Source organism: Sulfitobacter sp. M85 (assembly GCF_029285915.1).
Lineage (GTDB): Bacteria > Pseudomonadota > Alphaproteobacteria > Rhodobacterales > Rhodobacteraceae > Sulfitobacter > Sulfitobacter faviae.
Genome location: NZ_JABECQ010000002.1, coordinates 20,851 through 44,299, shown reverse-complemented (window position 1 = coordinate 44,299; position 23,449 = coordinate 20,851). Strand labels below are relative to the sequence as shown.

Annotated in this window: 21 protein-coding genes; 8 read left to right on the top strand and 13 right to left on the bottom strand. The window is 63.3% G+C overall.

Annotated features, from left to right (window positions below):
* Positions 1–2,526 carry a PAS domain-containing protein gene (locus HKX24_RS03985; protein WP_271693011.1) on the bottom strand — a complete coding sequence of 842 codons (2,526 nt, stop codon included), beginning with the start codon at positions 2,524–2,526 and terminating at the stop codon, positions 1–3.
* Between the two features lie 286 nt (positions 2,527–2,812).
* On the opposite strand from HKX24_RS03985, the gene HKX24_RS03980 reads away from it, so the two are divergent.
* The gene (locus HKX24_RS03980; RefSeq protein WP_271693010.1) at positions 2,813–3,037 is read left to right on the top strand and encodes a hypothetical protein; all 225 of its coding nucleotides are present in this window, start codon (positions 2,813–2,815) and stop codon (positions 3,035–3,037) included.
* Between the two features lie 13 nt (positions 3,038–3,050).
* Here the strand turns inward: HKX24_RS03980 and HKX24_RS03975 are convergent, their stop codons facing one another.
* Entirely contained in the window at positions 3,051–3,656 is a 606-nt protein-coding gene (locus HKX24_RS03975; protein ID WP_067265514.1) for a helix-turn-helix transcriptional regulator, read from the bottom strand.
* 233 nt (positions 3,657–3,889) lie between these two features.
* Here HKX24_RS03975 and HKX24_RS03970 point away from each other — a divergent pair, with 233 nt between their 5' ends.
* Positions 3,890–4,753 carry an alpha/beta hydrolase gene (locus HKX24_RS03970; RefSeq protein ID WP_271693009.1) on the top strand — a complete coding sequence of 288 codons (864 nt, stop codon included), beginning with the start codon at positions 3,890–3,892 and terminating at the stop codon, positions 4,751–4,753.
* A gap of 162 nt (positions 4,754–4,915) precedes the next feature.
* Entirely contained in the window at positions 4,916–6,988 is a 2,073-nt protein-coding gene (locus tag HKX24_RS03965) for an ATP-binding protein (RefSeq protein WP_276153834.1), read from the top strand.
* Between the two features lie 31 nt (positions 6,989–7,019).
* On the opposite strand, the gene HKX24_RS03960 is transcribed toward HKX24_RS03965, so the two are convergent.
* The gene (locus tag HKX24_RS03960) at positions 7,020–7,874 is read right to left on the bottom strand and encodes a fumarylacetoacetate hydrolase family protein (protein WP_271693007.1); all 855 of its coding nucleotides are present in this window, start codon (positions 7,872–7,874) and stop codon (positions 7,020–7,022) included.
* A 249-nt stretch (positions 7,875–8,123) separates the two neighbouring features.
* On the opposite strand from HKX24_RS03960, the gene HKX24_RS03955 reads away from it, so the two are divergent.
* On the top strand, positions 8,124–9,713 hold the full coding sequence (locus tag HKX24_RS03955; RefSeq protein WP_271693006.1) for an ATP-binding protein: 1,590 nt from the start codon (positions 8,124–8,126) through the stop codon (positions 9,711–9,713).
* A 25-nt stretch (positions 9,714–9,738) separates the two neighbouring features.
* On the opposite strand, the gene HKX24_RS03950 is transcribed toward HKX24_RS03955, so the two are convergent.
* The 3 genes from HKX24_RS03950 to HKX24_RS03940 all read right to left on the bottom strand — a co-directional run bounded on the left by HKX24_RS03950 (position 9,739) and on the right by HKX24_RS03940 (position 12,513).
* Positions 9,739–10,878: an aminotransferase class V-fold PLP-dependent enzyme gene (locus HKX24_RS03950; protein WP_271693005.1), complete on the bottom strand. Its 1,140-nt coding sequence runs from the start codon at positions 10,876–10,878 to the stop codon at positions 9,739–9,741.
* A gap of 73 nt (positions 10,879–10,951) precedes the next feature.
* Positions 10,952–11,623: an amino acid ABC transporter permease gene (locus HKX24_RS03945; RefSeq protein ID WP_067265504.1), complete on the bottom strand. Its 672-nt coding sequence runs from the start codon at positions 11,621–11,623 to the stop codon at positions 10,952–10,954.
* A gap of 80 nt (positions 11,624–11,703) precedes the next feature.
* The gene (locus HKX24_RS03940) at positions 11,704–12,513 is read right to left on the bottom strand and encodes an ABC transporter substrate-binding protein (RefSeq protein WP_271693004.1); all 810 of its coding nucleotides are present in this window, start codon (positions 12,511–12,513) and stop codon (positions 11,704–11,706) included.
* Between the two features lie 173 nt (positions 12,514–12,686).
* Here HKX24_RS03940 and HKX24_RS03935 point away from each other — a divergent pair, with 173 nt between their 5' ends.
* Entirely contained in the window at positions 12,687–13,343 is a 657-nt protein-coding gene (locus tag HKX24_RS03935; RefSeq protein ID WP_271688255.1) for a GntR family transcriptional regulator, read from the top strand.
* On the opposite strand, the gene HKX24_RS03930 is transcribed toward HKX24_RS03935, so the two are convergent.
* Entirely contained in the window at positions 13,340–14,227 is an 888-nt protein-coding gene (locus HKX24_RS03930; RefSeq protein WP_271693003.1) for a LysR substrate-binding domain-containing protein, read from the bottom strand. The genes HKX24_RS03935 and HKX24_RS03930 overlap by 4 nt on opposite strands.
* A gap of 118 nt (positions 14,228–14,345) precedes the next feature.
* Between HKX24_RS03930 and HKX24_RS03925 the strand changes: the two genes are divergently transcribed.
* The 3 genes from HKX24_RS03925 to htpX all read left to right on the top strand — a co-directional run bounded on the left by HKX24_RS03925 (position 14,346) and on the right by htpX (position 16,365).
* Positions 14,346–15,050 (top strand): SDR family oxidoreductase, encoded by a 705-nt coding sequence (locus HKX24_RS03925; protein WP_271693002.1) that lies wholly within the window; start codon positions 14,346–14,348, stop codon positions 15,048–15,050.
* Positions 15,040–15,288 carry a DUF6552 family protein gene (locus HKX24_RS03920; RefSeq protein ID WP_276153833.1) on the top strand — a complete coding sequence of 83 codons (249 nt, stop codon included), beginning with the start codon at positions 15,040–15,042 and terminating at the stop codon, positions 15,286–15,288. Before HKX24_RS03925 ends, HKX24_RS03920 begins: the two co-directional genes overlap by 11 nt.
* Before the next feature lie 153 nt (positions 15,289–15,441).
* Positions 15,442–16,365, top strand: a complete 924-nt coding sequence (htpX, locus tag HKX24_RS03915; protein ID WP_271693000.1) for a zinc metalloprotease HtpX — start codon at positions 15,442–15,444, stop codon at positions 16,363–16,365.
* 7 nt (positions 16,366–16,372) lie between these two features.
* Here htpX and HKX24_RS03910 read toward each other — a convergent pair whose 3' ends face one another.
* The 6 genes from HKX24_RS03910 to HKX24_RS03885 all read right to left on the bottom strand — a co-directional run bounded on the left by HKX24_RS03910 (position 16,373) and on the right by HKX24_RS03885 (position 23,440).
* The gene (locus tag HKX24_RS03910; RefSeq protein WP_271692999.1) at positions 16,373–17,416 is read right to left on the bottom strand and encodes a siderophore-interacting protein; all 1,044 of its coding nucleotides are present in this window, start codon (positions 17,414–17,416) and stop codon (positions 16,373–16,375) included.
* 61 nt (positions 17,417–17,477) lie between these two features.
* Positions 17,478–19,574, bottom strand: a complete 2,097-nt coding sequence (locus HKX24_RS03905) for a TonB-dependent siderophore receptor (RefSeq protein WP_271692998.1) — start codon at positions 19,572–19,574, stop codon at positions 17,478–17,480.
* Between the two features lie 98 nt (positions 19,575–19,672).
* On the bottom strand, positions 19,673–20,497 hold the full coding sequence (locus HKX24_RS03900) for an ABC transporter ATP-binding protein (protein WP_067265489.1): 825 nt from the start codon (positions 20,495–20,497) through the stop codon (positions 19,673–19,675).
* Complete coding sequence (locus HKX24_RS03895; protein WP_271692997.1) at positions 20,494–21,525, bottom strand: iron chelate uptake ABC transporter family permease subunit; 1,032 nt, start codon at positions 21,523–21,525, stop codon at positions 20,494–20,496. Before HKX24_RS03895 ends, HKX24_RS03900 begins: the two co-directional genes overlap by 4 nt.
* On the bottom strand, positions 21,522–22,523 hold the full coding sequence (locus tag HKX24_RS03890; RefSeq protein WP_271692996.1) for an iron ABC transporter permease: 1,002 nt from the start codon (positions 22,521–22,523) through the stop codon (positions 21,522–21,524). Before HKX24_RS03890 ends, HKX24_RS03895 begins: the two co-directional genes overlap by 4 nt.
* Positions 22,523–23,440, bottom strand: coding sequence for an iron-siderophore ABC transporter substrate-binding protein (locus HKX24_RS03885; RefSeq protein WP_271693784.1), 918 nt, complete (start codon positions 23,438–23,440; stop codon positions 22,523–22,525). The genes HKX24_RS03890 and HKX24_RS03885 overlap by 1 nt, the downstream gene beginning before the upstream one ends.
* Between the last annotated feature and the right edge of the window lie 9 nt (positions 23,441–23,449).

Below are 23,449 nucleotides of genomic sequence, written 5' to 3'. Positions count from 1 at the left end.
CTACTTTTGCGCCTCCAACGGCAGACGCACGGTCAGGCAGGCGCCCTCGGCATCGGATTTCGTCACGGCGATCGTTCCGCCATGGGACAGAACGATCGTTTCGCAAATCGCCAGCCCCACGCCAAGCCCCTTGTCCTTGGTCGAGCGGAAGGCGCTGAAAGCGGTCTGTGCGGGCATGTCCGGGGCAAAGCCGCGTCCCGCGTCGGCCACGTCGATCACGATCTCACCGGCTTCGCAGCGCGCGGTGACCGACACTTCGGCATCCTCACGCTCCGCCTCGCGACAGGCGTCGATGCCGTTCTTGATGAGGTTGATCAACAGCTGCTCGATCTCGATCCGCGCGCAATGCAGGGCGACTTCGCCACATTGATCGTTGATGGCCACGGTGACCCCGGTGGCCGAGCTTTCGGGCTGGATCAGCAGTTGCACCGAGCGGAGGATCTCGTCAAAGCGGACCGCATTGCGGTCGGCATCGTCGCTATGCAGATAGTTCGACATGGAGCGCAGGATGGCGCTGGCCCGTTCAGATTGGCTTTGCATATTGTTGAGCACGGCGATCATATCCTCTCTCTCAAGCTGGTCGTTCTTGGCACGCAGCACGCAGCCTGCGGCAAAATTGTGAATAGCGGCTAAAGGCTGGTTCAATTCATGGGCGATGGCGGCGGTCATCTGGCCCAGCGTTTCGCGCCGGTTGAGCAGTTGCAGCGCCGTTTCATGCCGGTGCAGCCGCTCTTCGCGCTCGACCTTTTCGCTGATGTCGGAAGCGATGGTCAAAAGCCCGCCCGCGGCCACGGGGTAATCCGTCACTTCTAGCCAACGGCCCGTCGATGTCCGCGCGCGAAAGAACTTGGCCGGGGCGTTGCGCCGGTCGCGCCGCTGCGCGCTCCAGCGGAACTTGCCTTCGGTGGTCGTCGCCAATTTGCCGGTCTGGGTGAAATGGGCGAGCAGTTCATCGAAATGTTTCCCGATGATATCGCCCTCCATCCCGGCATAGGTCGCGCGATATTCCTCGTTGCAATAGACCAGACGGTCGCTGCTGTCGAAGAGCGCCACCATGGTCGAGATATTCTCGAAAGCCAGCGCCAGAGCCTCCAATGCGCTTTTGCGCTCGGTCTCGGCGGTGGCGATTTCGGTCATGTCGAAACAGGTGCCGCGATAGCCTGCCAGTTCCGCTTGGGCATCGAAGAAAGGTTTGCCTGACATGTCGATCTGCCGTGTCCGCTCCTTGCCCAAGGGCAAGAACAATCGCAGATCGCGAAAGGCTTCTCGCGCGGCGAAGCGTTGTTTCAGCAGGTCGTAATCCCCTTGGTCTTTCGCCACATCGGCTTCGGCAAGGGTCTTGCCCAGATCGAAGATCGGGGTTTCGCTGTCGGTCTGACGGCCCCCGCCAGACAGAAAGGTGAAACGCCCTTCGGCGTCCATCTCCCAGACCCAATCGGTCGCGCTTTCGGTGAAGTCGCGAAAGCGGGTTTCGCTTTCCACCAGTTCTGTCAGCACGTTCTGCTGATCCGTCACATCTTGGATCGCGGCCAGCAGATGCACATGACGGCCCCGGTCCAAACGGCGAATGCAGGCGCGCGCTTCAATCTGGCGTCCGCTGGCGGCAAGAAACTTGACGTTCTCCACCACATCGCGCGGACGGCTGCCTGCCATATGGACCATATGCAGGTTGTTCCGGATCGTGGCGCGGCTGCGCGGCTCCACGAAACTCTGCCCTTGCTGCCACATCTCGCGCAGGTCTTGCGCGTCGCGACCCAAAAGCGCTTCCACCTCGGGCGAGGCATCGACCAGCGCGCCCTGCTGATCCCACTCCAGATAGCCGATCCCCGCCACCTCTGCCGCAAGCGCATGTTGCGCCGCGCTGACCTCTGCCTCATGCACTGCGTCCTGCACGGCGGAGCGGTCCATGATCATGACCAGCACCCCCACCACCTGCCCCCGGTCGGCCAGCGGCTGATAGACCGCCGCCCCCTGGGTGCGGTCCAGCACGGGGCGCGAGAAATCGAAATGCCATGTGACCTGCCGCCCGGCCAAGGCCTTCTCAAGGTTGTCCGAAATCTCCTCCAACAGGTCCGGCGGGACGATCTGCGACAGGTGTTTGCCCACGATCTCATCCGCTGGCCTGCCGAAGGACGCGCTATAGGCGTCATTGACGAAAGCATAGGTCATATTGGGCGTGAGAAAGGCCGCCTGCACCGGCAAATGATCGAGGAAGTCGGGCAATCTGCGCCGTGTCTCATCGGTGTTGGCGGTGTTTTGCAGCTTGCGCCGGTTGCGCATCACGCGCCAGACCTGTGCCACCAGCACCGCAAGCGCCGCCACCGCAAAGACCAGTTCGATCGGGTCGCCATAGGCGCCGCCGCGCGGGGCCGATGCCAATACCACGACGATATAGAGCGCCAAGACCGCAACCGCGCCCCCCACGGCGAAACGGTTGATCGCATCGCCGATCTGCTTGGCGATCATCACGCCGGACAAGACGATCCCGCACAGCGCGATCAATGTGAACGCCGCGACCAAGCTCATGCGCACCTCTACTTTCCCTCAAAAGGTCTGCTTTTTCGGCTCCCCTGTCTATTGGGGGAAACCCTGACAAGGGCCGATTAAACCGCCTCGCAAAACGGGTATACGACGGCGCGCCATAAATTCGTGAAAATATCTGCCCTAATTTCAGCAGCTTGTTCCTGCCTATAGGGGAGAACCCTGACCCCGCTGGGGCTTTGCCCAATTGGCGGCGCAATTTCAGGCCGGTAGCTTGTGCTCACCCCACGGAATTGGCCGTGTGATACATGGTCAAAACGCGGATTTTGCAGTGACAGATAGTGAAACCCCACCCTCGAAGCCCTCTGACGCAAAGGCAGAAAGCAAGACGCCCACGCAGGCCGATCTGATTGAGATCCACAGCCTCTACGCTCGGGCCGACGCGATGGCCGAAGCCGCTGAGAAAGCGGGCAAATCCGACGGTGAAGCGCAGCCTGCCGCGGCCCCGCCCCCACAGAGCGCCGAACAGGGTGATGAATGGAATGACGCGGGCTAAGCGCCGAGACCGCTCACTTCGTACTGTTGGACACCACATGGTCACTGTCGATCCCGCCCAACGAATGAAACAGGCCCGACGTATTGCTGACCCCGAATTTCTTGAGCAATTTCGCGCGATAGACCTCTACCGTCCGGTGCGAGATATCGAGGTTGAGCGCGATTTGCTTGCTGGTCAGCCCCTCTGCCAGATGGCTCAGGATCTCGCGCTCGCGCCGGGTCAGGGGCAAATAGGGCCGTTCGGCAGAAAGGTCCGCAAAGCTCCAGACCGCACGGTCGAGCGGGCGTTCGGGGGTGAAGGAATGGCCGCGCACCCGGCACCAGAACAGGCTGCCGTCCCGCCGTGCCATGATGCGCTCGTCCCAATAGGTATTGGTCTTGCGCAGCTGGTCCACGCCGCGGTCGCGGATGTTTACGAACTCTTCATCCGAGGGGTAGAGAATGGCGAAAAGCTGGTCGCGCAGATCGCCGCGCGCATAGCCGAACATCGCCGCGAAGGCGTTGTTGCAGTCGCGGATGCAGCGGTTCTCGGTCACCACAAGCCCGACGGGCGCATGAACAAAGGCAAGCTCTTCAAAGCGCCCCTGCGCAAAGCAATCGTCGGTACGTATTTCCACCATCTTGCTCCGTTTAACTCTATTTCCGATGCTGAAACCGCAAGCTAGTCGACGGGAGGAGGCGGCGCAACACGGCGCTGGCCCGTGCAGGGAGGACGCGATGCTAACACGCAAGCGCATGGCGGACGCGCCATGATCGCGCGGGCCGCGGTCGCGCGGGTACGGCTGGCAGGGGGCAAGGGCGCGGGTGGCATCACCCGCGCTATGCCCATGCTGACCCGGAAAGGCACGCGCCAATGACCGCCCCCCAGTTCCACTTTGTCCCCGTAATGGGCCATGAGGTGCATGTCGCCGAATGGGGTGATCGTAAGAAGCCTGCAGTGCTAATGCTGCACGGTCTGGCCCGCACCGGGCGCGATTTCGATGAGGCCGCCGCCGCCCTGTCGCGGGATTTCCATGTGCTCTGTCCCGATATGATCGGGCGCGGAAGGTCGAGTTGGGCGCGAGACCCTGAGGTGGAATATTCCGTCGAACATTACGCGCAAATCGCGACGGGGCTTTTGGATCACTTTCAGATCGACCGCGCCGCGTGGTTCGGCACCTCTTTGGGCGGCATGATCGGGATGCATGTGGCCTCAAGCCCCGAGGCGCAGCGGGTCAACGCCTTGGTGGTGAACGACATCAGCCCCGAACTGCCCGAGGCGGCGGTGCAGCGCATCCTCTCCTATGTGGGCAGCCTGCCCGCCTTCGACAGTTTCGCGGAAGGAGAAGCCTGGCTGCGCCAGACCTACGCCCCCTTCGGCCCGGCGGCAGATGCCTATTGGCAGCGCATGGCGCGGTCGTCACTGCGGCGCCGTGGGGATGGAGGGCTGACCCTGCATTATGATCCGCGCATCACCGTGCAATTCACCGCCTCGGCGCATGAGTTGTCGACATGGGACCGTTGGTCACGGACCCGCACGCCCACCCATCTGCTGCGCGGCGCGCAGTCGGACCTGCTGCAACCCGAGGCCGCAAGGCGCATGACGCAAAGCGGCCCCCGCCCCGGCATGACCGAATTCCCCGGCTGCGGCCATGCCCCCAGCATGTCCAACCCCCAAGATATTGCCCTGCTGCGTCGTGTTCTGGTTGAATTGCTGGGACAATCCGCACCCTCATAGGCGCGATTTATGCAAAATTGACGCTACCGCCCCGACATTTGCATGCATCCGGGTATTTTCCTTGCGTCAACAAAGAACTGTGCGGTCTAATGCCCCCGGGGCGTATCCGGCCCTCAGAAGGCCGGAGCGTGGAGGACAGGGACCATTTTGGGCAAAGCCGGCATGGAAAAGATCAGAAATGCGCTGTCTCAGCGTGCGAAACGGATTGTCGTGCTGGTCGCGCTCTGCGCCGTTGTCCTTGGCTTTGGCCATCGGATCGAGACGCTGTCCTATCAGACCTACATGCAGGATCTGGAGCTCGACACCACCTTGGAGTTGATCGAAGTCCGCGAACGGATCCGCGCGGATATCTTCGAGCAGATCCTGAAACTGCGCGAATTGGCCACCGTCATCAGCGAGAACCCGACGATCACCCAATCCGAATTCAGCGCCCGCGCGGCAGAGTTCATGGCCGAGAACCCGGATGTCATCAACCTCGCCGTGGCCCCCGACCTCGTTGTCACCATCGTCCACCCCTATGAGGCCAATCGCGGCGTGCTGGGGCTGGACTACCGCCAGAACGCGGCGCAATTGCCGAAAGTCGAACAGGCTTTGCAAAGCGGTGAGGGGCTGGTGACCGGCCCGGTCGATCTGGTACAGGGCGGGCGCGGGTTGATCCTGCGACATCCGATCTTTGATTCAACCGGCACCAATGCCGCGCCGGACACGCCTTGGGGCATCCTTTCGATGGTGGTGGATTACGACGCCCTCGTCACCCGGTTGCAAATCCCCGAACTGACCGAGAAATACGATCTGGCCATCCGCGAGTTGACGCCAGAGGGAGAGGTCGAACAGACCATCATCGGCGACCCCGAACTGACCTTGGTCGACCCGATCAAGCTCGACTTCAGCTTTGCCTTCGGCACTTGGCAACTGGCCGCCACGGTCAAAGGCGGCTGGCCAGAGCACCGCCCGGACTTCTGGCTGAACTGGCTCTTGCGTCTGCAAGGCGCGCTCGGCGTTACGATTTTCGCGTGGTATATCATGCGGCTGGCCGACAACCGCAAACTTGCCGAAGAACGGCTGCGCACCGGTGTCGAAGCCTTGGACCACGGTTTCGTCATGTATGACGCCAAGGGCACTTTGGTGCTTTGCAACGAAAAATACCGCGAGATTCATGGCTATAGCGACGTGGTGAAGCCCGGCTCGACCTATGAACAGATCGTGCGGGACAGCATTCGCCGCGGCATGGTCCCCGATGCCATCGGCAAGGAAGAGGAATGGATCCGCATCTGGCTGGAAAAGCGAGAAAACGGCGCCTTCGAGACCGAGCAGCGCATGCCCGATGGCCGCATCATCCGCACGTCGGACCGGCGGATGGAAGACGGCAGCGTCGTGGGTCTGCGGATCGACGTGACCGATCTGAAAAAGGCGCTTTTGACCGCCGAGGACGCGAACAAGGCCAAGACCGATTTCATGGGCGTGCTGAGCCATGAGTTGCGCACGCCGCTGACCGTCATTCTGGGCCATGTCCGCCTTGCGCGGCATTTCGACCGGACCCCGGCGGCGCGTGACCTATGCACCGCAATCGAGGCCAACCCCCAGACCCGCGAAACGCTCTCTCCCAAGCTTTCGGCGACGATGGCCAAACTGGGCGACATCATGCAAACGGTCGAGCGGTCAGGCAATCACCTGCTGACCCTGATCAACGAGGTGCTCGACTTTGCCAAGATCGACGCGGGCAGCCTGTCCATCGCGATGGAGCCGGTGCAGATCGACGATATCGTCACCCCGACCGCAGATCAGCTGCGCCCGATGGTCGAAGACAAAGGGCTGGAGTTAAAAGTGAAATCGGCCAGCGGCGTGATGCTGGCGGATGGCAAACGCATTCAGCAGGTGTTGATCAACCTGCTGAGCAATGCGACGAAATTCTCCGACGAAGGGACCATTTCGCTGACCTGCCGCATTCGGGGGGAGGTGGTGGAATTCCGCGTGACGGATTCCGGCATCGGCATCCCCGAAGATGAACTGGAGCGCGTTTTCGAACCCTTCCATCAGGTCGATTCCACCGCCACCCGGCGCTTTGGCGGCACCGGGCTGGGCCTTGCCATTTCGCGCGACATCGCCACCGCCCATGGCGGTAGCCTTGTCGCCACCAGCATCATGGGCAAGGGCAGTAGCTTTTTGCTGACCCTGCCCCTGCGCCCTGCCATTGCCCTCGCCGCCGCCGAAGCGCGGGAGGCCGAAGTGGCCTGAGCGCCGCGCCTCGGCTCTTCGATATCGCGGCTCACCGCGCGGGCAGGTGCTCCACCACTTGCTCCTGCTCACCCAGCCCTTGCACACCCAGCCGAACCCGGTCGCCGGGGCTGAGATAGCGTTGCGGTTTCAGCCCCATGCCCACGCCCGGCGGGGTGCCCGTGCAGATCAGGTCGCCCGGCTCCAACTGGATGAATTCGGACATGTAGGAGACAATCGTCGCCACATCGAAGATCATCTTTTCGGTAGAGCCGTCTTGCAGCCGCTCGCCATTGATCTCGGTCCAAAGGGACAGCTTGCCCGGATCGCCCAGCTCATCCCCCGTCACGAGCACTGGCCCTGTCGGGCAAAAGTTGGGAAAGCTCTTGCCCTTGACCCATTGCCCGCCCCGCTCGGCCTGCCACGCGCGCTCGGACACGTCGTTGACGACGCAATAGCCCAGCACATGATCCAACGCCTGATCGCGGCTGACGTTCAAGGTGGTACGCCCGATTACCACGCCCAACTCGACCTCCCAATCAAGTTTGCTCATCTTTTTAGAATAGAGAAGCGGATCGTTCGGCCCACAATAGGTGCGGCTGGCCTTGTTGAACAGGATCGGCTCGCGCGGCACCTCCATGCCCGACTCCGCCGCATGGTCGGAATAGTTCAACCCGACGCCCCAGATGTTGCGCGGCTGGCTGACCGGTGCGGCGATGCGCTGGCCTTGGATCTGGGCCAGCGGCAGCCCTTCCAGATCGACGCCCTCCAACACGTCGCGCAACGTCGGGATCGTCTCGGGTGTGAAGTCCGGCACAAGGGCGCTGACGTCTCGCGGCTGCCCTCCCGCATCCAGCACCACCGGCGTCTTCGCGCCGTCCCGCGCCCCGTATCGCATCAATCGCATGGTCAAATCTCCCCTCTTCGCAACCCTCGTTGGCCGTACCATAGCTGCTGGATTTACGATGGCCACCGCTTTGCAAAGTGGCGCACGCCGTCTCTGCCAATCGGCATCCGTCTGCTTACCGGGGTGAAAAGTCTTGTTCTTGCCCCAATTTAGTCGTTGCGGCATTGGCAGCGGTGCCCGAGGGGGATACCTTGGGTGAACATCTGCCCACGCGCCAAGACAGATGCAAAGACCACGACAGAGGCAAATATGAACGACTTTTACAACGCTCTGGCGGATTTCGACGATCCGCTGCGGCAACTCTATATGCTTGCTGTCGAACCTGACCTCTCTGTCGAAGACAAGATCGCCAAGCTTTTGCAACTGGGCACAGAGGCGCTCGACCTCGAACTTGGCATCGTCTCCCGCGTGGATCACCCGGTCTATGAATGCGTCTATGTCCATGGGCCCGATTGGGCACCCGCCCCCGGCAGCACCTTCGACATCAATGGCACCTATTGCCTGCATACGCTTGGCAACGACGATGTGACCTCTTTTCACCACGCGCGCCAGCAAGAGATTTCGGCCCACCCCTGCTATGAGAACTTTGGGCTGGAAAGCTACATTGGGGCACCGCTGAAAATCAGCGATGCGCTCTTTGGGACGTTGAACTTTTCCGGCACCGCCCCGCGCCCTGCCCCGTTCAGCAAGGCGCAGACCCAATTCGTCCAGTTCCTCGCCCGCTGGCTGAGCAGCGAGCTCTCGCGGCAATCCGAGCGCCGCGCGCTGCGCGAACAGCGCGGGCTGCTCAAGGCGATGGTCGATGCCGTGCCCGAGGCCATCATCATGGCCGATCCCAACCGCCGCGTGGCCTTGGTGAACCCGGCGGTTGAAACACTGTTCGGCTACACCCCCGACGCGCTTCTGGGGCGGCAGACGGCGGTTCTTTACGAGACCCTCGGCAGCTACGAACGAATGGGCGAAGAGCTTTCGAATGCTGGCACGGCCAGCAAGGAAAGCGGCTTTACCGTCGCCTGCCGCCGCGCCGATGGCTCTACTTTCGAGGGGCAAGTCGCCACCGCCAAGGTCGAGACTGACCGCGGTGAGCATCTGGGCTATCTCGGCGTGGTGCGCGACGTCAGTGAGCAGCGCGAGTTTGAACGCGCCAAGGACCAGCTTATCGCCACCGTCAGCCATGAGATGAAAACCCCGCTGACCGCGCTGACCGGGGCGCTGCGCCTGCTTGAGTTGAACCCGGACGACCTGCCGCCGCAAAAGCGCAAACTGTTGCAGCTTGCGATGCGCAACGCGCGGGCGATCGATCAGATGGTGGGGGATATTCTGGATGTCGAAACCCTGCGCAGACCGGATCAATCGGGGTTTTCCGAGCGCGCCTTGGCACCGCTCTTGGCCCAAGCCTCGGAGACCTTGGTCTCCTACGCGAAAGAGCGCGGCGTTGGCTTGGAAATGACCCCCTCCGAGGCCCCCACACCGCTGTTGCGGCTGCACGAAGGGCGGCTCACGCGGCTGTTGTCAAACCTGCTGTCCAACGCGATCAAAGCCTCGGACGAAGGCGGCACGGTTCAGCTTGGCCTTTCGGAAGATGGCACCGGGTTCTGGGTCAAAGACCACGGAAGCGGCCTGCCTTTGGAACTGCAACCGGTTCTTTTCGAACGGTTTTCCCGCGGCTCCAGCTACCGGGTCAAAGAGGGGCATGGGCTGGGGATGAGCATCGTCAAAGCCATTGTCGACCAGCACCTTGGGGAAATTCGCTTTGAAACCGCCGAGGGCGAAGGCACGACCTTTTTCGTAGACTTCCCGCCGCTCGAAGGGCGGCCGGATGCGATGGCCGCCTCCTGACGGCGCATCGCGGCCCCGGCGAGCTTCAGGTCAGAAAAGCCCGAAGCGCGTGCAGCGTGCGGTCAATCCCGGCGGCGGTGGTCAGCACCCCCGGCGACATGCGCAGGGTCTGGCTGCGGTTGTCGACGTAAATCTCCAGCGCCGCCAATTGCGCCACCACATCCGCCGCGTCGATGTGATCGGGCAGAACCACCATGAGACTGCCGCCCCGCTGGTCCGGGTCCGCCGGGCTGGCGAGGGTCAGGCCCATCCCCTCAAGCCCCGCCTGTAGCTGCGCGGTCAGCTTGCGGTTATGCGCCGCCAAGACTTCGGTGTTCTGCCCCATGCGCCATTTCATCGCCGGCAGGCTGGCCACCGCAGGAACGGTTGAGGGCGTGCCACTGTCGAGCCGCCGAATGTCAGGCGCGAATTCGAAAGCGTCGAGATCCCATGAGAACGGATTGCCTTGCGAGAACCAGCCGCGCATCTCGGGCTGGCACTGCGGGATCAGTTCGGCATCCATATAGACGATCCCCGCCCCCGGCGTGCCGCACATCCATTTGAGGCTGGTCGACAGGGCGAAATCGACGCGCGGCGCGGTCACGTCATAGGGCAGCAGCCCCACGGCCTGCGTCATATCCACCCCGATGAGCGATCCCATCTTGCGGCCATGCGCCACCAATTGCGGGATGTCCAACCGGTGCGACGTCGTCGAGCTGACCCAAGTCAGCAGGGCCAGCGCCACCTCCTCGTCCCAATGGGCGATGATGTCTTCGGCCTCGACCCAGTGCCCCCCTTGCCGGATCGGCACAGTGTTCAACGTGAAACCAAAACGCTTCGACAGGCCGGTAAGCAGGAAGTGCAGAGAGGGGAAACCATCCTCGGCCACCAAGACCTTCTTGCCGCGCAGGGTGCCTTCGGGCAGCGCACCGATGACGGCCATCAGCCCGGTGGTGACGCTCTCTGTCGTGGTGACGGTGCCCTTCGGCGCGCCGATCAACTCGGCCCAGAGGTCAATGAACTGCTGGCGTTTGGGCAAGACATCGGCCCATTGGTCGCCGTTGGGCGCGGCCCATGCATCGGTGAAATCGGTGAGCCCGGCCAGCATATCCGCATGTTTGCCGGGGTATTGCCCGATGGAGTGATAGAGGAGATAGGCGTCGCCCGTTCCTGTTTCTGTGGACATTGTAATCTCCGTAGGGTGTTGGCCGCGCAGGCGCGCGGGACGGTAATTTTGTGGGGGACGGGGCCGCTTCGGCTCAGCGGTAGCCGCGCTTGTAATGCTGCTCTAGCCAGCCGGTGAAACGGACCATCGGCCAAAGGATCGCGATGTAGATCAGCGCGGCCAGCAGCAGCGGCGTCGGATTGGCGAAAAGCGCCTGCGCGTCGGTGGCCTGTTTCAGCAAATCATCCATCGCCACGACCGAAGCGAGCGAAGTGTCTTTCATGATCGCCACCGCATAGGAGGCAAGCGGCGGGATCATCATCCGAAACGCCTGCGGCAGGATCACCTTGCGCATGGTGGTAAAGAAGGACAGGCCAAGCGCATCGCAGGCTTCGAACTGCCCGCGCGGTACGGCTTCGATCCCGGCACGCACGACCTCTGCCGTATAGGCCGCCAGCACCAGCGCCAGCGCAATGGTCGCCCCCACGAATGAGGAAAAGACGATGCCCGCGAAGGGCAGCGCGTAGTAGACGAGGATCAGCACCACCAGCACCGGAATGGCGCGGAAGATATCCGTATACAGAACCGCCAGCAGCCGGAACGGCTTGGCCGCATAGAGCCGCACCAGACAGACCAGCACGCCAAGGATGCCGCCAAAGAAAATCGCCGAAGCGCCCAGCAGGATGGTGTTGAGCAGCCCGCGCATCAAGATCGGGAAAGCGCGGCGCATCACGTCGAGATTGAAGAAGATGTCGATGATTTCCATTGCGCATTCCGTCAGTTTGATCGCAGGGGGCAAGCCTTAGGCCGCAGGCGGAGCAGCGCCCCGCCCGCGGCCCAAAGGTATCAGTCCGCCGAGGTGGGCACCGGCAGCGGGGTCACCGCAAGGCTGCCCTCGGCAGGGGCCACGCCGAGCCATTTCTCATAGAGCGCCGCCATGGTTCCGTCCTCTTTCATCGAAGAGATCGCACCGTTGACCGCCTCCAGATGCTCAGAGCCCTTGGGCATCATGATCGCGAATTTATCGCCCGTCGGAATCTCGACCGAGACCTGCAAGCCCTGCATCGTCGGCTGGGCAAAGGCGTAGCGCAGGCTGACGATATCATTCACCGCGGCATCGATCCGGCCACTGCGCAGATCGGTCAGCATATTGGCGGTGGTGTCATAGCTGGAATAGGATTTAAAGCCGAGCTCATCCTCCCGTTCTTTCAACCAGTTCTCCGGGAAAGAGGTGGCGATGGAACCGATGCGCTTGCCCTCCAGCCCGTCGAGATCGGCAATCCCGGCGTCGGTCTTGGTGCCGACCCCCAATGCGCCCGAGAAATAGGGCTGCGTGAAAGACTGCGCCTCAAGCCGTTCATCGGTGATGGTGAGCGATGAGATCACCGCATCCACCCGGCCCGAGGCGGTGGCCACGAAAAGCGCGCGGAAGTCGTAGCCGCTGATTTCGGTCGTCTTGCCAAGCCGGGCGGCGACCTCATTGATGATGTCGACCTCGAACCCCTCGAAGGCGCCCGCTTCGTTCTTGAACTCCCACGGCGGGTTCGCCGGGTAAGAGCCGATTTTCAGCACGTCCTGCGCCATGGCAGAGACGCCCGACAGTGTCGTCAGCGCCGCGACGGTGAGGCCAACGATCAGATTATTTTTCAGATTCATGTTTTGCTCCCTGTGAACACCCCCGCGCAGCGCGGCAAGCTTTCCCCTATTGGCTGCCATTTTTCGTATACGAATTCAATTGAATTTTACGAGTATGCAAACTTATACCTAGCCATAAGCGTATTTCCTGCGCATGCTCGGCCTGCAATCGCATACTTTTCAGAGAGGTCGGAATGCCCCGCTCAGCCAAGCGCCACATGAAAGATCAGATTTACGACATCTTCCTCGGGCGCATTCAGCGGGGCGAGATCAGCCATGGCGACCGCTTTGTCGACACCGCCGTCGCCGAAGAGTTCAACGTCTCGCGAATGCCGGTACGCGATGCGCTGATGCGCCTGTCGCATGAGGGCTACCTCGACAGCACGACACGGGGCTTCACCCTGCCCAACCTGTCGATGCGCCAGATTTGCGAGATTTTCGAGTTGCGCCGCCTGCTGGAACCGCGCGCCGCGGCGCTGGCCACCAATCAGCTGACCGATGAGGACATCGCCACCCTGACCCGCGCGGTGGAACAATCCGAGCGCACGTTGGAAACCGGCGATATCGAAAGCCTCTATGCCGCCTCCGAAGACATCCGCCGCACTTGGATCATGGCGGTGCCCAACATCGAGTTGCGCGACACGATCCTGCGCTACATGGCCCAAATTCAGGCCGTTCGCATGGCCACGCTGCGCGACGCCGTCGCGCATGAAACCCTCGTGGAGTTGCACCGCGACATGCTGCGCGCCTTTACCGCCCGCGATGCGGCCAAGGTGGAGCTTTTGCTGCTGCGCTACGTTCTGGCTGGAGAGGATAGCTTCCTGCGGCTGAAAGCCCGCGCGCAGGATTAACCCGCCTCGCCCTTGGCCACCGTACAGAGCCAATCGCGCACGATGATCGCCGCGCTCGACACCCCCTGCCGGGGCGAAAGCAGGTAGAAATCCAGCCCGCCTTCCATCACATGCGGCACCGGGCGCAGCAGCCGCCCCGCCTCAAGATCGCGCTGCACCAGAAAGCGGCTTGCCAGCGCCACCCCCTGCCCCGCCAATGCAGCATCAAGGCTCAGCGTCGTTTGATTGAACCGCAGCGTGCGGGCCGGTTTGACGCTGCTGCCAACGGCCTCTTCGGCAAAGCGCGGCCAGAGGTCATGGGTATCGTGAAGCAGGGTCATGCGCGCCAGTGTGGCGGCATCGACCGCCCCCTCCCCCGCAAGCAGCGCCGGAGAACACACCGCCACCACCTCCTGCGTGAAAAGCAAGTTCGCCCTCAGGCTCGCCCCAAAGGGCGGACGCGCCTGTCGCACGGCAAGGTCGATCCCATCGGCATGAAAACTCGCCACCCGCTCTGTCGCCGTGATGCGCAAATCAATGCCGGGGTGCGCTTGGGTGAAGTCCGAAAGCCGGGGGATCAGCCATTTGGATGCGAAGGTCGGCGTCACGCTGATCGTCACCCGCGCCGGGGCGTGGCGCAGGGCATCCGTCGCCTCCGCCAATTGCTCGAAAGCACGCGACACCGACAGATGATAGGCGCGCCCCTCGTCAGTAAAGGCCAGCCCCCGCGGCTCGCGCAGGAACAGACGCAGCCCCAGATGATCCTCCAGCCCGCGCACTTGCTGGGCGACCGCGCCTTGAGTCACGCCCAACTCATCCGCCGCGGCCCGGAAATTCAGGTGACGCCCCGCGGCAGCAAAGGCACGAAGCCCGTTCAAGGGCGGCAGAGGCATCTCATTCGACATGATAGAATTCCTACAGTCACACAACAAAGCATCTGGCTGGCTGCACGGGATCACAGCGCCTAAATGACGCAGCATATCCGCGCAGCGCAATCGCTGCCTAGTATATGGAGCATATCCGATGACAGCAGAAAAAGTAGCCCTTATCACCGCAGGCGGCAGCGGCATGGGCGCGGGCGCGGCCCGCAAACTGGCGGCAGACGGCTTTAAGGTCGGCGTCTTGTCTTCTTCCGGCAAGGGAGAGGCGCTCGGCACCGAACTGGGTGGCTTTGGGATCACCGGCTCGAACCAATCGCCAGACGCACTGGCGCAGCTGGTAGATGGCGCGATGGACCGTTGGGGCCGCGTCGATGTGCTGGTGAACTCCGCCGGGCATGGGCCGAAGGGCGACATTCTGGAAATGAGCGACGCAGATTGGCACGATGGGATGGACGTCTATCTGATGAACGTGATCCGGCCCACCCGTTTGGTAACGCCGATCATGGCGGCGCAGGGCGGCGGTGCGATCATCAATATCTCAACCTTCGCCACCTTCGAGCCGGACCCGCTCTTTCCCACCTCGGGCGTCTTCCGCGCCGGGCTGGCGGGTTTCACCAAACTCTACGCCGATCAATATGCGGGCCAGAGCATCCGCATGAACAACGTCTTGCCCGGCTTTATCGACAGCCTGCCCGAGACTGAGGACCGGCGCGTGCGCATTCCCATGGGGCGCTACGGCACCGAGGCCGAGGTGTCATCGCTGATCGGCTGGCTCGCTTCCGAGGGCGGGGCCTATGTCACCGGGCAGAACTGGTGCATCGACGGCGGGCTGACCCGTGGCGTCTGAAGTGCTGGCGCCCGCCACGCCGCAGCGGCTGGCCTTTTGGGTCAAATGGATCGCCTCGGTGATCCAAATACTCGGCTATGCCGCCACAGGTTTCGGCTGGACGCCGTGGAACCTCTACCTCTTCGTGGTGGGGGTTCTGGGCTGGCTGATCGTCGGGCTGCTTTCGAATGACCGGGCGATCACGCTGGTTCACCTTGTTGCTATGGGGGCGATGCTTGCGGGGATGGCCAGCCAGTAGTGGCGGTGTGTCGAGGGGCGTCGCCTGCGTGATGGCCCCCCGTATCCCCGCATAACATCCGGCGGGGGAACCGTGTCCCCTCCCCCCGCCTGCCTTGCACGACGCTGAACCTGCCCCATATCTCTTTGCAAAGGACAACCGCGAGAGACCAAGATGGGCTATGTAAAGACAGCGATGCTGATGGCGGCGATGACCGCGCTTTTCATGGGGGTCGGCTATCTGATCGGCGGATCGGGCGGTGCGCTGATCGCGCTGGTGGTGGCGGCGGGGATGAACGCCTTCACCTGGTGGAACTCCGACCGCATGGTGCTCAAGATGCACAATGCGCAGCCCGTCTCGCCGGGGGACCGCGCGGGGCTCTACGCCATGACGGCAGAGCTTGCGCGGAATGCGGGCCTCCCCGAGCCCAAAGTCTATCTGATCGACACGCCCCAGCCCAACGCCTTCGCCACCGGGCGCAATCCGGCCAACGCTGCCGTGGCGGTGACGAAAGGGCTGATGCAAAGCCTCAGCCGCGAGGAACTGGCGGGCGTCATAGCGCATGAGTTGGCGCATATCCGCAACCACGACACGGCGATCATGACCGTGACCGCGACTTTCGCCGGTGCGATTTCGATGCTGGCGAATTTCGCGCTATTCTTCGGCGGCGCGCGTGAGCGGATGGGGATGATCGGGACGTTGATGATGATGTTCCTCGCCCCCATGGCCGCCGCGCTGGTGCAGATGGCGATCAGCCGGACGCGGGAATATGCCGCCGATAAGGCCGGGGCCGAGATCTGCGGCCATCCGCTCTGGCTCGCCTCGGCGCTTGAGAAGATCGCCTTGGGGGCCGCGCGGATCGACAATCACGCGGCAGAGCGCAACCCGGCCACGGCGCATATGTTCATCATCAACCCGCTACACGCGCATAAACATGACAGTCTTTTCGCCACGCACCCGGCGACGGAGAACCGCATCGCGGCCCTGCGTGCGATGACACCTGACGCCGCGCCAGTGCGAACACACAGCGCCCGCCCAACCAGCAGCAGCCGCATCCCGAAAACCGGCAGACGCCGCGACGCGGGGCCATGGCACTAGGCCGCGCTTAGCCCCGCCGCCAGTAGGCGGTACAAATCTGGCGGGTTTTATCCATGCCGAGATGGGTTTTGAAATGTCCGCGCAATTGCTGCGCGTTCTGGAACTCTCCGGCGAAAAAGGCATAGCCCAAACCGTCATCCGTCAGCGCCTGCGCATGGCCAAGCACTTCGGCCTCGAAGGTGGCGGGCGGCAGGGCATGGACGCGCAGCTTGGTCTTGGGCAGGTAGTCGCGATACGACACGCCTTGCGGCAGGGCCGCCACCACATCGCCCACCGCATCCTCCGGCAGCCGCGCCAAAAGCTGCGCTACGGCGGGCAGCCCCGTGCCATCGGCGGCAAGGAAATAGGAAGAGGCTTTCGGCAAGGCGCTGATGCCCACCGGCCCCATTGCGCCGATCCGTTGCCCAGCTTGGGCGTTCTGGGCCCATTGCGAGATCAGGCCGGAGCCGTGGCGAACCACGTCGATATCGACCTCTTCGCGCTCGGGGCGGATGTTCTTGAGCGTGACATAGCGGGCATGCAACTCATCCGCACCCTTGGGCCAAACCGGCGCCCCATTGGCGCCCATCACCGGCCAGACCGGCGTGCGGCTGGCATCGCGCGGCAGGATCAGACGCAGGTGGATGCCCTGCGGGGCAAGTTCGGCAATGTCGGGGTAATGCAGGGTAACACGCTGCATCCCTTCGAAGAGGATTTCGCTGTTCAGCACCTCCAACAAACGGAAGTTCTGCGGCGTTTCTCCGGCCTCTTGCGCCACACCCTGCCAGCGGATGCGATCGGCCAGCGCGGGGTCAAACTCCGCCACATGATGGACCATGCCCTCTTTCGAGAATTGCATGGCGTTTTCGCCGGGGGCTTGCAGGCTGACCTCCAGCCCACGCGGGCAAAGATCGAACTCTACCCGGTAGCCGTCTTGCTCAAACACATGACCCGTCGGCCCCTTGGCGCGAAACGCCATGCCGTGGTCATCGACAAGATGCGACAGGATTTGCGAGAGCATCTCCTGCGGGGCATCCATGGGGATGGTGGTCTTGGCTTTGGCGATGGTCATCTGCGGCTCCTCCCGAGGCAAAGAAAAGCGCGGCACACGAGGGGAGTGCCGCGCTCTAGGCTCACCAGCTATGGGCCAGCTTCACGGTGACTTCACGGCCGGGGCTGTAGAAGTCAGCGTAAGAGCCGCCGAAGGAGGTGTGCTTTTCGTCGAACAGGTTAGTGACATTGGCCGACAGGGTGGTCTGCTCGGACAGATCATAGCTGACCGCGGCGTCGACCACGACAAAACTGCCTGTCTCACCCGTGGCGTTGCTGTCGCTGTAGTAGTAGCCGCTGTTGAACCGTGCGCCCAAACCGACTGTCAGATCACCACGGCCAAGGTTTTCCCAAGTCCGGCTGGCCCAGATCGAAGCGACGCTTTCAGGCACCAGTCCGGGGCGGTTGCCGACATTGCCCGCCGTGCCGTTCTCTTTGATCTCGGCATCCAGATAGCTGTAGGCGGCGGTGAGAGTATAGGCGCCCATCTCGGCCTTGGCTTCCAGATCGATACCACGCACGCCGATCTCACCAATGGTTTCCGGCAGGTTGGTCGCAGGGTTGGTGCGGGTGATGTTGCTTTTCGACAGGTCATAGACCGAGGCCGTCAACAGCGCGTTTGTGCCCATGGGCTGCCATTTGGTGCCCAGCTCGAACTGCTCGCCCTCTTCCGGCTCGACGCCAAAGCCTGCGGGCACGACCGACTGTGCGTAGTTCCCAAAGACCGAGAGGTTGGGTTTGATCTTATAGGTCAGACCCAGGCGGCCCGTCGTCTCGCTGATGTCGTTGGTTTGAACCGTGCCGGCAAGGTTGTTGGTCTCAGTCACGTCGATCCAGTCGTGCCGCAGCCCGAAGGAGGCGATGAAACGCTCGTTCCAGTTCAGCTCTTGCTGAGCGTAGATCGCCTTGCCCTCCGTCTCGGTGTCAAGATCGGCAAACATCGGCACACTGGTCGGACGGCCCGTATAGGTCGGGTTGTCGCGGTCAACCGACGGTGCCGGGCCATAGAAGCGTTGGTCAGACTCGTCGGACCAAGAGAATTCGACCCCCGCCGTGGTGGTGCTGGCGGCCCCGCCGAGGAACCCCTCATAGGTCAGATGCAGATCGGAGATCATGCTCTCGCTCGTGCCATCGCTGGCAAAAAAGGCGCGGTCCACCGTGCTGTCATTCGGGGTTCCATCGCTGACATAGGCATAGCCGAAGTCATCGGCGCTGTCGCTGTAGCGCAGGGTGCCGCCAAAGCTCAGCCCGTTGCCAAAATCATGCGCGCCCAGAACCGATACGGTCGTCCGCTCGGTGCCGCGGTAGTTGTAGTCAGGCTCGCCGTAGAACACATCGCTGCGGTCAAAATCGCCGCCCGCCGGGAAACCGCCGCTGCCGGGTACGGAATCGCGGTTGAGGTGATCGACGATCACGGTCAGCTCAGACGCATCGGAGGAGCGCCATGTCAGGCCGCCCATCGCGAAGATCTCATCGTTCTCGGAATAGGGATACTCAAGCTCGCCATTGCGCAGCAGGCCGGTGAAACGGTAGCTGAGCGTGCCTTCCTCATCCAGCTTGTCGCCGAAATCCACACCGGTTTCCAAGCTGCCATAGGAGTCGACCGAGGTGTAGACACTGCCAAAACGTTCGTCGCGGGGGCGTTTACTGACATAGTTGACCGAGCCACCGGGATCGGAAAGGCCAAAGGTCGAAGACGACGCGCCCCGGATCACTTCGACCCGCTCATAGGCGAAGGGTTCTTCGCGGACCGATCCGAAGTTCGCGCCCAATGTCAGCCCATCGCGGTAGGTATAGGCTTCGAACCCGCGCAGGATGAAATAGTCGAACCGATCATCTGCGCCATAGCTGTCGGTGCTGGCACCGGCTGTGTAGTTCAACACCTGCTCCACGCTATCCGCGCCGCGGGCTTCGATCTCGCGGCTGGTGATGACCGAGACGCTGGCCGGGATGTCGATGATCTCACCCGACAGTTTGCCGCCGCTGCTGATCTCGCTGGCGACAACCGTTTCGGCATCCGCCGCGCCGGACGTCTCGGAACTGGCTTCGAGGATCACGTCATCCAGCTGGTAAGTTTCTTGCGCGTAAAGCGTGCCCGGCACCAGCGCCGTGCAGCACAGCAGCGCCGTCTTGAGAGAGCCGCGCCCCATTTGCAGGGGGATGAGTTTGGAAGAGGACATGGCGGTCTCCGTAATAACCTAGTGAATCTGTCGGGATTCCCTTACCCCTATGATACGGAGGAGACCAGAGTCAATCTGACTGAATTAGTCAGTTATTTTCAGGCCGCGGCATTCTTGCGTGGCGGCCCGATCTTGTGACGCCCAATTGGCACCATGCAGGGGGTCTGCGAGACCGGATCGTTGACGATACGGCACGACAGGCCAAAGACGGTTTTCACCAATTCCTCGGTCAGGACCTCGGCGGGCGGCCCCTCGGCGCGGATGCCGCCATCGCCCACGGCGATCAGGTGATCGGCATAGCGCGCGGCGAGGTTCAGATCATGCAGCACCATGACGATCGTCGTCCCCTGCGCCATGTTGAGATCGACCAGCAGGTCCAGCACCTCGACCTGATGCGCCACGTCCAGAAAGGTCGTTGGCTCGTCCAGCAGCAACAGGTCGGTCTCTTGTGCTAAGGCCATGGCGATCCAGACACGCTGGCGTTGACCGCCCGACAGCGTGTCGAGATCACGCTCGGCCAGTTCCTCGGTCCCTGTCGCGGCCAGCGCGCGGGCCACGGCGCGGTCATCCTCTGCCGACCAGCGCGAGAACAGCCCCTGATGCGGATGCCGCCCACGCCCGACAAGATCGGCCACGGCAATCCCCTCAGGCGCGATGGGCGATTGCGGCAGCAGCCCCATGACCTGCGCCAGCTTGCGCGACTTCATTTGGTGCACCGCTTCGCCATCCAGCAGAACCGCGCCGGACTTGGGCTGCAAAATCCGCGCCAGCGTCCGCAAAAGCGTTGACTTCCCCGAGGCGTTCCCGCCCACGATGGCCGTGATCTTCCCCGCCGGGACGGTGAGCGTTACCCCCTCCAAAATCACGCGCTTTTCATAGCCCGCGCCCAGATCGCGCGTTTCAAGACGGTGGTCGTGGGTCATAGCGTGCCCCCATTTCTATTGGCGCGAACGATGAGATACAAAAGGAAGGGCGCGCCGACCGCGCCGGTGACGACCCCCACGGGCAAGCGGGCGGGCAGCAGGAACTGCCCCACGAAATCGCCCGCGATGACCAGCAAAGCACCCACAAGCCCTGCCCCCAACAGCAACCCGGTCGTGCCCGGCAAAAGCCGCGCCGCAATGGGCCCCGCAAGGAAGGCAACAAAGGCAATCGGCCCGGTCGCTGCCGTGGCGATGGCCACAAGGCCGACGGCGGCCAGTGTCACGCGCAGCCGCGTGGCGTCAGCACGCACGCCAAGCGCTTCGGCGGTGTCATCGCCAAGGCGCAGCACCTCCAGATCGCGGGCGGTAACGGCCAAGAGCCCGCCGAAGACCAACAGCGCCCCCGCCACGGGCAGCGCTTGGACAAGCTGCATGCCGTTGAGGCTGCCAGTCAGCCAGCGCATCGCCTCGGCCCGGTCCCATGCGGGCGCTTCAAGCAAGACATAGGCCGTCACACTGTCGAGCATGGCAGAGACGCCGATGCCGATCAGGATCAGCCGCGCCCCGGCGGCACCGCGGCGCGAGGACAGCGCCCAGATCATCGCCGCGACCCCAAGCCCCGCCACGACCGCCACAAGCGACACCAGCCAACCGTCGAGGGCCAGAATAACGATGGCAAAGACCGCCGCCGCACCTGCGCTGGCGCTGATGCCGATGATATCGGGGCTGGCCAGCGGGTTGCGCAGCATGATCTGAAACGCCACCCCGCCCAAGCCAAAGCTGGCCCCGGCCAAGAGCCCCATGACCGCGCGCGGCAGGCGTAAATCCGTCACCACGAATGAGGCATTGGCCCCCGGCGCCCCCGTCAGCGCGGCCCAGACATCGCCCGGTGGCAGGCAACCGCGCCCACAGCTGAGCGTCAGGAGCATAAGCGCGGAAACGAACGCGGCCAGTGCGACCAGCACCTGAACACGCCGCGTCGCGGCAGGGCGGAAACGGCGGGGTGCGGTAATGGTCACATCGCTCATAGCCCACGCATCCTGTGATTGCGCACCGTCCAGATAAAGAAGGGCGCGCCGACAAAGGCCGTGACGATGCCCACGTCCAACTCATTCGGGCGGGCGATGACGCGGCCCAGCACGTCCGACAGCCCCAGCATGGAGGCCCCCGCCAAGGCCGAGAGCGGCAGCACCAGCCGGTAATCGACACCCGCGATCATCCGGCACAGATGCGGCACGACCAGCCCGACAAAGCCGATTGGCCCGCAAAGCGCCGTCGCCGTGCCGCAAAGGATCACCGCCCCCGCCGCCGCCATGACCCGGCCCAAGGCGACGCTTTGGCCAAGGCCGGTGGCCAGTTCTTCGCCCAGGGCCAATGCGTTGAGAACCCGGGCCGAGGCGAGGCTCAGCGCCAGCCCCACCAGCGCGAAGGGCATGGCGGGCAAAAGCGTCTCAAAGCTCGCGCCGCCGATGCCGCCCACCTGCCAAGATTGCACAGAGCCCGCGATATCATTGCGCGGCAAGACCACCGCGATGATGAAGGCCGACACCGCCACAGAAGTTGCTGTGCCAGCAAGGGTAAGCTTCAGCGGTGTCGCCCCGCCCTGCCCAGCGGAGCCGATCAGATAGACGAAAATCGCGGTCAACCCCGCCCCGGCGATGCCGAGCCACAGAAAACTCTGCGCGCCGCTGATGTCGAACCAAGCGATGCCCACCACGACGAAAAGCGCCGCGCCCGCATTGACGCCCAGAATACCCGGATCGGCCAGCGGATTGCGGCTGATGCCCTGCATCACCGCCCCCGCAAGGCCAAGCGCCGCGCCCGCCAAAACGGCCAGCGCCGTGCGCGGCATCCGCACCGCGACCGCCGCAGCGCCGATGGACTCGATCCGGCCAGTCATGCCCGCCCAGATCTCGGCCCAAGGCACCGAACGCGCGCCCACGGTCAGCGACAGGCCGGTCATCAGCAGCAGCAGGCCCAGCAAAAGCGCGAGACCGGCCAGCCGTTGGGGGCGCTGCACCTGCATTATTCGCCGCGTGTGGCGGCCGCGCTCAGCCGTGCAAGATAATCGTCGAGCACATAGTCGATCGACAGCGGCGTCGGGTTCGCGGCAGTGCCCATCGGATCATTCGCCAAAAGCACGACCGAGCCGCGGGCGACCGCCGGGAAACGCGCGATCAGCGGGTTCTTGGCCAGCTCATCCAAGCGCGCCTGATCGCCATAGGTCACCACAACGTCTACATCGTCAAACAGGTCGATCCGTTCTGCACTGACACGGCCCGAGTATTTCCCGGCCTCGCTCGCCTCGCGCACCGCCTGCGGCGTCGCCATGCCGAGGTCGGTCAGGAATTGCACCCGCTGGTCGGCGGCGGCGTAGAAACCGATGATGCTGAGGTCACGCGGATCAAGGTGGGTCACGAACATACCGGTCTTGCCCGCCAGTTCGGGATGCGCCGCGCGGGCGGTCGCGATCCGCTCTTCGATCTCGGCGACCATCGCCTCGCCCTCCTCGGCCATGCCAAGGCCCGCCGCATTCTGGCGGATCATCTCGCGCCATGTCGTTGTCCATGCCGCTTCGGGATAGGCGACGACCGGGGCGATGCGGCTGAGCGTTTCATAGTCCGACTGCGACAGGCCGGAATAGGCGGCGAGGATCACATCGGGCTGGGTGCTGGCCACGGCCTCGAAATCGATGCCATCGCCCTCGTCAAAGAGCGTGGGCACCTCGGCGTTCAATTCGTCCAACCGTTCGATCACCCAAGGCAGCAGCCCATCGCCATCGTCGTCCCCCCATGAGGCGCGGGCGAAGCCGACCGGCACGATGCCAAGCGCCAAGGGCACTTCGTGATTGGCCCAACCGACCGAGGCAACCCGCTCGGGGCGCTCTTCGATGGTGGTTTCGCCAAAGGCGTGTTCAACGGTGACGGGAAAGTCCTGCGCCATGGCGGCGGT

Excerpts from the sequence above, each read along its gene's own strand:
- HKX24_RS03940 (WP_271693004.1), bottom strand. The coding sequence starts at position 12,513 with ATGAATCTGAAAAATAATCTGATCGTTGGCCTCACCGTCGCGGCGCTG.
- HKX24_RS03960 (WP_271693007.1), bottom strand. The coding sequence starts at position 7,874 with ATGCGATTGATGCGATACGGGGCGCGGGACGGCGCGAAGACGCCGGTG.
- HKX24_RS03930 (WP_271693003.1), bottom strand. The coding sequence starts at position 14,227 with ATGTCGAATGAGATGCCTCTGCCGCCCTTGAACGGGCTTCGTGCCTTT.
- HKX24_RS03895 (WP_271692997.1), bottom strand. The coding sequence starts at position 21,525 with ATGAGCGATGTGACCATTACCGCACCCCGCCGTTTCCGCCCTGCCGCG.
- HKX24_RS03885 (WP_271693784.1), bottom strand. The coding sequence starts at position 23,440 with ATGGCGCAGGACTTTCCCGTCACCGTTGAACACGCCTTTGGCGAAACC.
- HKX24_RS03890 (WP_271692996.1), bottom strand. The coding sequence starts at position 22,523 with ATGCAGGTGCAGCGCCCCCAACGGCTGGCCGGTCTCGCGCTTTTGCTG.
- HKX24_RS03975 (WP_067265514.1), bottom strand. The coding sequence starts at position 3,656 with ATGGTGGAAATACGTACCGACGATTGCTTTGCGCAGGGGCGCTTTGAA.
- htpX (WP_271693000.1), top strand. The coding sequence starts at position 15,442 with ATGGGCTATGTAAAGACAGCGATGCTGATGGCGGCGATGACCGCGCTT.
- HKX24_RS03945 (WP_067265504.1), bottom strand. The coding sequence starts at position 11,623 with ATGGAAATCATCGACATCTTCTTCAATCTCGACGTGATGCGCCGCGCT.
- HKX24_RS03950 (WP_271693005.1), bottom strand. The coding sequence starts at position 10,878 with ATGTCCACAGAAACAGGAACGGGCGACGCCTATCTCCTCTATCACTCC.
- HKX24_RS03910 (WP_271692999.1), bottom strand. The coding sequence starts at position 17,416 with ATGACCATCGCCAAAGCCAAGACCACCATCCCCATGGATGCCCCGCAG.
- HKX24_RS03925 (WP_271693002.1), top strand. The coding sequence starts at position 14,346 with ATGACAGCAGAAAAAGTAGCCCTTATCACCGCAGGCGGCAGCGGCATG.
- HKX24_RS03985 (WP_271693011.1), bottom strand. The coding sequence starts at position 2,526 with ATGAGCTTGGTCGCGGCGTTCACATTGATCGCGCTGTGCGGGATCGTC.
- HKX24_RS03935 (WP_271688255.1), top strand. The coding sequence starts at position 12,687 with ATGCCCCGCTCAGCCAAGCGCCACATGAAAGATCAGATTTACGACATC.
- HKX24_RS03905 (WP_271692998.1), bottom strand. The coding sequence starts at position 19,574 with ATGTCCTCTTCCAAACTCATCCCCCTGCAAATGGGGCGCGGCTCTCTC.
- HKX24_RS03900 (WP_067265489.1), bottom strand. The coding sequence starts at position 20,497 with ATGACCCACGACCACCGTCTTGAAACGCGCGATCTGGGCGCGGGCTAT.
- HKX24_RS03970 (WP_271693009.1), top strand. The coding sequence starts at position 3,890 with ATGACCGCCCCCCAGTTCCACTTTGTCCCCGTAATGGGCCATGAGGTG.
- HKX24_RS03955 (WP_271693006.1), top strand. The coding sequence starts at position 8,124 with ATGAACGACTTTTACAACGCTCTGGCGGATTTCGACGATCCGCTGCGG.
- HKX24_RS03965 (WP_276153834.1), top strand. The coding sequence starts at position 4,916 with ATGGAAAAGATCAGAAATGCGCTGTCTCAGCGTGCGAAACGGATTGTC.